Origin of the sequence: Acetobacter estunensis, from assembly GCF_011516945.1 — a bacterium.
GTDB lineage: Bacteria > Pseudomonadota > Alphaproteobacteria > Acetobacterales > Acetobacteraceae > Acetobacter > Acetobacter estunensis.
In genome coordinates this window covers 66,343-74,847 of the sequence record NZ_WOTH01000014.1, presented here as the reverse complement: position 1 = coordinate 74,847, position 8,505 = coordinate 66,343, and the positions used below count along the sequence as shown (strand labels likewise).

At 57.6% G+C, this 8,505-nt stretch carries 6 protein-coding genes; 1 reads left to right on the top strand and 5 read right to left on the bottom strand.

Going from position 1 to position 8,505, the window contains the following annotated elements:
- Positions 1-67: 67 nt before the first annotated feature.
- From cas3 to glmU, 3 genes are all read right to left on the bottom strand, one after another.
- Complete coding sequence (gene cas3 / locus GOB87_RS08690) at positions 68-1,957, bottom strand: CRISPR-associated helicase Cas3' (RefSeq protein ID WP_166315288.1); 1,890 nt, start codon at positions 1,955-1,957, stop codon at positions 68-70.
- A gap of 104 nt (positions 1,958-2,061) precedes the next feature.
- On the bottom strand, positions 2,062-3,888 hold the full coding sequence (glmS, locus tag GOB87_RS08685) for a glutamine--fructose-6-phosphate transaminase (isomerizing) (protein WP_166315285.1): 1,827 nt from the start codon (positions 3,886-3,888) through the stop codon (positions 2,062-2,064).
- Positions 3,888-5,249 (bottom strand): bifunctional UDP-N-acetylglucosamine diphosphorylase/glucosamine-1-phosphate N-acetyltransferase GlmU, encoded by a 1,362-nt coding sequence (gene glmU / locus GOB87_RS08680; protein WP_166315282.1) that lies wholly within the window; start codon positions 5,247-5,249, stop codon positions 3,888-3,890. The genes glmS and glmU overlap by 1 nt, the downstream gene beginning before the upstream one ends.
- Before the next feature lie 100 nt (positions 5,250-5,349).
- Here glmU and GOB87_RS08675 point away from each other — a divergent pair, with 100 nt between their 5' ends.
- On the top strand, positions 5,350-6,030 hold the full coding sequence (locus GOB87_RS08675; protein ID WP_166315279.1) for an HAD hydrolase-like protein: 681 nt from the start codon (positions 5,350-5,352) through the stop codon (positions 6,028-6,030).
- 95 nt (positions 6,031-6,125) lie between these two features.
- Here the strand turns inward: GOB87_RS08675 and GOB87_RS08670 are convergent, their stop codons facing one another.
- Both GOB87_RS08670 and GOB87_RS08665 read right to left on the bottom strand, forming a co-directional pair.
- Positions 6,126-7,172 (bottom strand): hypothetical protein, encoded by a 1,047-nt coding sequence (locus GOB87_RS08670; protein ID WP_166315276.1) that lies wholly within the window; start codon positions 7,170-7,172, stop codon positions 6,126-6,128.
- A gap of 469 nt (positions 7,173-7,641) precedes the next feature.
- Positions 7,642-8,496 (bottom strand): DUF3108 domain-containing protein, encoded by an 855-nt coding sequence (locus GOB87_RS08665; RefSeq protein WP_166315273.1) that lies wholly within the window; start codon positions 8,494-8,496, stop codon positions 7,642-7,644.
- Positions 8,497-8,505 lie beyond the last annotated feature (9 nt).

Genomic DNA, 8,505 nt, shown 5'->3' with positions numbered 1-8,505 from the left:
CTTCAACATCAAAGAAACCAGACTGCTTCATATCGCCATTCCCTCAATCAACGCAGAAGAAATAGAATCATACAGAAGACCTCAAAACCAGGGGGTTTTTAGAACCCTCCACCTGGCTCGCAATGAGAACAGACGCCCGCTCCATACCGGACGATTGCTTTCCGAAACGTGCAAGAACATCGCGTTCGATCTCAAGCCGATCCACCATGGCGAAACGGGCGTGAAAGACCGCGACATCCACTCCTTCCGCCTGCAAAGCCTTTGCCGACGCAATCACGTCATCCACCGTATTACGCACCCATGCGACAGCGGCCCCTTTTGCCGCCACCGCGAAAATCTCCTTTACGGCAGCGGATTCATCATTCAACCGCCTGACAGAAATGATGCGCTCCAGACCTGGACGAGGCGCGCTGGGGAGCTCTTCCGCAGCTGCAGCGCTCACCATCGTAACAAGAGGATAGGCCTCGCAGGACAGGCGTGCTGTTTCGTCCTGACGCAACCCCTGACGGAAAGCATCCGCAAGCTTTTGCCGGACTGCCCCCGTGAGCGTGGCGGACAGCAGAATTGCCGAGCCTCCCATGGCCGCATGGAAACGCAGGAGAGCAACCATTTCCTCCTGCATGTAGGGATCATAGGCATGACACTCATCGACCAGCAGAATCTTGCCCGCAAGCCCCGCCTGCCGCACGGAGGCAAAACGCACGGGAAGAACAGCCATCAAGGCCTGATCGATCGTGCCCACACCGACCTGCGCCATCAAGGCCCGACGGGATTCACTCCCCAACCACGCTGAACAACACGCCTCTGCTGCATCCTCCCGCCCGACGACCAATGAGGCCGAATCCGTCGCATCGTCCGGTGCGATAACCGAGGTAAACCGCTCATCGAGAGAGGCGCGACCATGTGCCAGCGCGAGCGAAGGCCGTGAGGATGGCTGAAACAAGTTGCGATAGGCCATCGTCAACCGATCATACATCGCATTGGCCGTCGCCATGGTCGGAAGCGCCACAAATAGTCCCGATGCACGCCCATCGGCCATCAGTCGGTGAGAGGCCACCAACGCGGCCTCGGTCTTGCCGGACCCGGTCATGTCCTCAATGATAATAAGCGTCGGACCTGTTGGCAGAGCGACACTCTCCATGAGTGCCTGCACGGGTGCAGGTTCCAGAATATGGGGAAACAGCCAGCGGATTCCGCAAAACGGCGCGATGCTGATCGGCCCCAATCCTGCACGGGCAATGGCGGCCTGAGCCTGTGGCAGCGCGCGATTCCAGAGATAACCCGATGCATCCGCTACGTCCTCGGGCCGTGCATAGGGAAACCACTCTTGCCGCGACCCGATCCAATCTGCCTGTACGGTCAAGCCGGCAAGCCGCCATTCCAGTTGACGTAAAGACTCAGGCGATGGACAGGGGATGGGTGGAGGTTGAAACACGCCGAACAGAACTTGAACAAGCTCCTGCGCACACGCGACAACAGCGGAACTTTGGATAGATTCGGCAGGATTAACCGACTGCCCATGGTGACCTGCAATAGCTCGCCAGAACTGGAGTTTCTCGGAGCAGAACCACTCCCGCCCCTCTTCTCCCACCCCAAACAAAGGCGCCAGCACATCTTCGCAATCGCGCTCAAGAAGAGCCAGCCCATCAGTATCGTGACGAGAAACATGCACTTCCTGCGGACAAGGCCCCAGCGCAGCCTCCGGCCAGCATGCCTCCACCTTCGCCTGAAAGGCCGGCGCCAGCTTGCCAATGTCGTGCAACGCCACCACCAGTCCCAGTTGCCGCCGATCCAGTCCCAGCCGCTCACTTCCCGGGAGCAGAATCGCGACAGCCGCCACATCCAGCATATGTGCAATGAGCGGATGCATTGGTGGGCCACCGTCAGCCGCCGCCTCCAGATCAGGGCGAGCTTTCCCCCAGAAAAACCGTAACGCATCCGTTGTTCTTCTGGTCATCCGACATCTCCCGATCCGCGCGGTCTTCATGACCTAGTCAGAATGCCGGAAGACTGTAAGGGAATGTGCCTTTCCTGTCCGTTTCCTTCAGCGAATGGCTGACGTCACTCCACCGTCACGGACTTCGCCAGATTGCGCGGTTGGTCCACGTCAGTGCCTTTCAGAAGCGCCGTCTCATAAGCCAGTATCTGCACACCGATTGTCTGAATGATCGGCGTCACGAACGGATGTACCTGCGGCAGCGGAATCACCTGTTCGGCAATACCCTGCAGACGTGCGGCACTTCCTTCGTCCGTGAAGGTCAGCAGACGCCCGCCACGTGCCTTGGCTTCCTGCAAATTGGACAGCGTTTTATCGAACAGTCGTCCGGACGGGATCGTGGCCACGATCGGCACCGTGCGGTCGATCAGTGAGATCGGACCGTGCTTCATCTCGCCAGCCGCATAGGCTTCGGCGTGAATGTAGGAAATTTCCTTGAGTTTGAGCGCCCCTTCCATGGCTACGGGATAGGCACTCCCACGCCCCAGATAGAGCACATCGCGTGCCTCCGCCACGACGCGCGCCATCTCACGAATGTCATCCATGCGTGTGAAAACTTCCGCAGCCCGGCTTGGCAGATCCAGTAGCGCCGTGACGAGTTCTTCCTCACCGGCCTCATCCAGCGTCCCGCGAGCACGTGCTGTGGCAATGGTCAGACACGCGAGCACGGCAAGCTGGGCCGTAAAAGCCTTGGTGGACGCAACAGAAATCTCGGGACCGGCCACGGTGCCAAGCACGATGTCACTGTCGCGTGCCATGGTGCTGTGTTCGGCATTGAGAATGGAAAGGATGGACACATCATGCTCTCGCAGTCCTCGCAGGGCCGCCAGTGTGTCAGCGGTTTCCCCGGACTGTGAGATGAGAATGCCGAGCGATCCCGGTGTCAGCGGTGGGTTGCGGTACCGCATCTCGCTCGCCACATCGATGTCCACGGGCAGACGCGCGATCTCTTCAAGCCAATAGCGCCCAACCACACCAGCATAGAAAGCCGACCCACAGGCCGTGATGACAGCACGGGGAACGGACGCAAGGTCAATCGGCATGTCCGGCATCACTACACGTCGCGTGGCCGGATCGATGAGGCGCTGCAAGGTCTGTCCGATCACCAGCGGGTGCTCATGCAGTTCCTTTTCCATGTAGTGCCTGTAGCCATCTTTTCCGACGGCACCGGCAATCAGCGCCGTCGTCTTGATGGGACGCTCCACACGCTCTCCTCGCTCATCGTAAAACTCTGCGCCCTCATGGGAGAGAATCACGACATCACCATCGTCAAGATAGGCAATCCGGCGAGTAAGCGGTGCGAGCGCAAGGCTGTCGGAGCCGAGGAACATCTCACCTTCCCCGAAACCCACCGCCAACGGTGCGCCATGACGGGCACCGATCAGCAGCCCTTCATGCTCGGCAAAGATCATCGCCACGGCATACGCGCCTTCCAGACGCTTCAGTGTGGCAAAAGCAGAATCACGCGGAGACAGACCTTTTTGAAGATAGAGATCGACCATCTTCGCGATGGTTTCGCTGTCGGTCTCCGTCTCGAAACTCTGGCCCTCCTCCTCAAGCTCGCGGCGCAGTTCCTCGAAATTTTCGATGATGCCATTATGGACGATCGCCACCCGCGCTGTGCCATGCGGGTGAGCATTGGTCTCGGTCGGCGCACCGTGCGTGGCCCAGCGCGTGTGACCGATGGCTGTGCGCCCATGAAGAGGGTGCCGCTCCAGATCGTGCGCCAGATTGTCCAGCTTGCCCGGCGCACGACGGCGCTCAATGACACCCTGCTTGTCCAATGTGGCGATACCTGCTGAGTCATACCCGCGATATTCGAGGCGACGCAGCCCCTCGAACACGATGGGAGTGGCCTGTCTGGGGCCGACAACTCCGCAGATTCCACACATCAGCGCTGTTCCTTCTTCAAACGGAGGGCTTCCCGGAAGCGGGCCGCCCAACCGGGCCGGTTCGTCTGTTTGCTACGAGCCACGGCAAGAGCATTCGGCTCGACATCCTCGGTGATGACACTGCCTGCGGCGATCAATGCGCCGTCCCCAATGGAAACAGGAGCCACAAGAATGGAATCCGAACCAATAAACGCTTTTTCGCCGATGGTCGTGCGATGCTTGAACACGCCGTCATAGTTGCACGTAATCGTCCCGGCACCGATATTCGTTGCGGCCCCAATACTGGCATCCCCCAGATAGGTCAGGTGATTGGCCTTCGCCCCCGCCCCCATCTCCACAGCCTTGAGTTCCACGAAATTACCGACGTGGCACCCCTCACCCAGTTTTGTGCCGGGACGAAGGCGTGCATACGGACCGATGAGAGAGGCGGCTCCCACTTCGCATTGTTCCAGATGACTGAAAGAACGAATTTCAGCGCCACTGCGCACGATCACGCCACGGCCGAACACCACATGCGGCTGCACCGTCACATCAGGCTCGATCTGTGTATCGAATGAAAAGAAGACCGTTTCCGGTGCCGTCAAGGTCACGCCACGTTCCATGGCCTCACGGCGCAACCGGTTCTGAATGATCGCCTCAGCTTCGGACAGTTCCACCCTTGAATTGATCCCACGCAACTCATCTTCAGGGGCTTCAACTGCCTCCACAACCCCACCTTCATCGCGCACGATGCCCACGACATCGGTCAGATAATATTCGCCCTTGCTGTTCGCATTGCCGACCTTGTGGAGCCATTCGCGGAATCTGTGCGCATCGGCGCACAGGACACCCGCGTTGCACAGATCGATGGCGCGCTCATCCGGGATCGCATCCGCCCACTCGACAATCCGCGCCACCGTGCCGTCTTCCTGCGTGATAACCCGCCCATATTTCGCCGGATCACGGGGACGCATGGCCAGCAATGCCAGATCGACCGGTTTGCCCTTCCCCTCGCCACGTCGCGTGGCGAGCAGGCGCTGGAGTGTATCGGACGTAATCAGCGGATTGTCCGCATACAGAACCGCGACATCCCCTTCACCAAACAGCGACTCCGCCTGAAGTGCTGCATGGGCCGTTCCCAACCGGTCATGCTGGATGACCGTTGCATGCGGCGCGACCAGTTTCGCCACGTCTTCCATGCCGGGACCGACCACCACCACAACATGATCGAACACGCGGGCCGCGCTGGCCACCAGATGGCTGAGCATAGGCTCACCGGCCAGAGGTTGCATGGCTTTGGGCAGTTTGGAACGCATGCGTGTGCCAAGCCCTGCGGCAAGCAGGACAGCGGTCGAGGGACGGGAAACGTGCGAAGATGTCATGGTGTTCCGGCGGTAAGGGAGTGGCGCGGCCCTGTCAAACAATGACAGCGTGGCGGCCTTTCACATCGCATTACCCTGATTTTCGACAAGGAGAGGCTACGTGAAGGATATCTGCACACGACTGGCGGTTTTCGATCTGGACGGCACACTTGTCGATTCCCTGCCTGACCTTGCCATCGCATCCAACCATTTGCTGGCAGCCCATGATCTACCCAAGGTTACGACCGGCATCGTCCGCAGCATGATTGGGGACGGCGTACCCGCTCTCGTGCAGCGCCTTCTTGATCAGGCGGACTCCCCAGCCCACGAACTCGACAGGGCCGAAGCCACACGTGAGTTCATGTCCTTCTATGCGCCGCATGCCACCGAGCACTCTCGCCTCTTTCCCGGCACACTCGAAGCTCTGGAACAGTTACGTGCGATGGGCTGGTCTCTGGCCGTCTGCACAAACAAGCTGACTGAGATCGCTCTCAAAATCCTACATGATCTGAACGTGCTTGCGTTCATGACGACCGTCTGCGGTGGAGATACTTTTCCCGTCCATAAACCCGATCCGGCCCATCTGGTGGGAACGATTCACAGAGCGCATGGGAAGCCATCCGATGCGCTTATGATTGGCGATCACGCAAACGACATGCTCGCCGCAAGAGATGCGGGTGTGAAATCCGTTCTGGCTGAATGGGGATATGGAAATCACACTGTCACATGTGCGGTAACGGCCCGATTGCGAGACATTGGAGACCTGCCCCGACTCGCGGAAGACATGCTCCCCAGAATCTGAACGAAAAAAGGAGACGGAACCATCGTCCCGTCTCCTTTTCTGCACGTCATCTTTGACACTGCGGAAGCACGAAACTTCCGCAGTCATTCCCGAAATTAGGAAAGAACAACGTTGCTGCTGGTGAGAGCGCTCTTGTCGCTCACATCAGCCAGCGTCAGCGTCGTCTTGCTGTCGAGATTCAGTGTCAGACCAGCCGACGAAACTGTGGAGTTATCAAGAATGCTGGCAAAGCTGGACTGCGTCAGGCCGAAGCTCGACAGGTCAAGCTTGTTGCTGGCGGCGGTGAAGTCCTTGATGACATCCGCAGCGCCTGCACCGGTACGCATGATATCGAACGTGTTGCCAGCCCCTGTGCCACCCGTCATCGTCATGCTGCTGTTGGCGATGAACGTGTCAGCACCTGTGCTACCCGTAGCGGAGAAATTGCCACCGGAGTTGCCAGCTGCACTAATGAAAGTCAGACCAGCCGAGCCTGTCTGCGTGACGGACTGTGTTCCACTACCGCCGGTGATCGAACCGCTACGACTTGCATCGACGGTCAGCGTAGCCGTGTTGTCCATGGTTCCGAACAGAACCGACACGTCCTGGGCGGTAATGGAATCGGCTCCCTGAATCGAACCTGTCACACTGACACCACCATAACCGGTGCCGTCGGTACCCTCCTCGTTGATGGTGGAGTTCTTAAGCGCTCCAACCGTCAGATCCGTTCCAACGGTTTCAATGTGGGAGTTATTCGCTGTGTCGATGTGGCTGGCGCGCCCCAACGTTGCGTCAGAATTTTCCAGATCATGTATCTGAGTCTTCATACCGGCGGTCAGTGTGCCGTTCTTGAATACATCAAAAACAGAATCCGTTCCCGTCGTAACGGTCAGGCCATTACTGTTTGAAAACTGAGATTTGTTGCCGGTAATGATCGTGGCATCATGGGCATTAACGAACGTACTATATGCGCCTGTATTATACGTCCCGCCGCTAACATTCACAAACGTATTGTATGCGACAGATGAACCACTCACCGACCCTGTATAGCCAGTGATCGTATTCAGACCGGCATCAAGGGTAAGAGTGTCGTTCGACGCAGTATTCGAAAGATATGTTATTATTTGCGCCATAAACAGTCGTATCCAGCGACCCAGACGCATAGACAGTGTCACCGTTCTGCACCGTCATTTTCGCAGCGTCACTGCCTGAATTGACGACAATATCTGTCTGGCCGCTCTGAAGATTGGCCGAATCGCCTGAACCATTCAGAAAAAATTGCCCTGTAGTCGTAACCATTTAGACACCTCAGAAGTCTGTCTATTCATTTCTTCCGCAGATCCGAGACTGACACAAAGCTTCTAATTGGTAAACGGAATATCAAAAACTCTTCCGCGAAATATATTTTTAATTATTTTTTAACTTAAGTCCCAACAAGTTTTCTTACTGCCTCAACACCCCTAAACACGCCACTTTCCGCCGGAAATGCTCTAAAACGCTTCCATTACACCTATCGTCTCAAATGCACGCCTGACATACCAGTCATTCACACGACGAAATTCTATTCCACTCACTACCTGACGCTCGCCAGCAGGCTTTCCCTCCATACCCAATCACGATACTCATTCCACTTCACCGGACGGCTCCCACCTTTTCCAGTTCAACCGTCATACGACCGATTTTCGGATGCTCCATGCTGACGCGCACAGGCACCAATCCCCGCCCCTCGACATTTTCAAACCACACACTCCCCCCATGGGGCGTCCGCAAGGAAGCGCTCCGGTGTCCCTTCACGAACCCGGCGACCTGATGCCCCATAAAGTCGCAACGTAACGCGGGTACCCGCCATTCCTTGTCCACGCTGGGCGGCACTTCCACTGCTCCCGTGTGCAGCTCCATCCGCGTCAGCCGGATGCCATCGAAAATGTCATAGGTGGCGTCACACCGCCCCGTACTGCGGACGCTCACAAACAGCTTTGCCATTGTCGCCAGAATATCCGCGGCCCCCTGCTGCATCGCATCGGGGACTGGCTCCCGATCGTCCTCGACCGGCTCAAGTCGCTCGATTTTTGGATTGCCGCCGGGATAATGAATGATGACATGCCGCATCATCCCGCGACTCCAGCCGGTGCTTTCGTAGAACTGCGGCTTCACCTGCCCCTGTTCGATGCTTCCACGTGCATTCGCATGAATGTTCATCCGCATGAACAGGCTCACCAACCCGTCCGCGCGTGCCTCCATCGTGGTTTCGTAGCGATTGTCCGTCAGTCGAAAATCCGTCTCGACCGACAGAACCGATAGCCAGTGAGAATAGACCGTGTAACTCAGATGAGAGGACCCAGCGGTGCTCCCGGTTCCAACATTCCCAGCCTGTGCTGGGACGATTCCTCCCCCAAGTGCAGCGAGAAGAAAGGTGATTCCCAGCAGTTTCTTTCCCTGTCTAGGAAAACGAGATCCGGAACGGGACTGAGATCTTGTCTGTTTCATAGGGAAAGC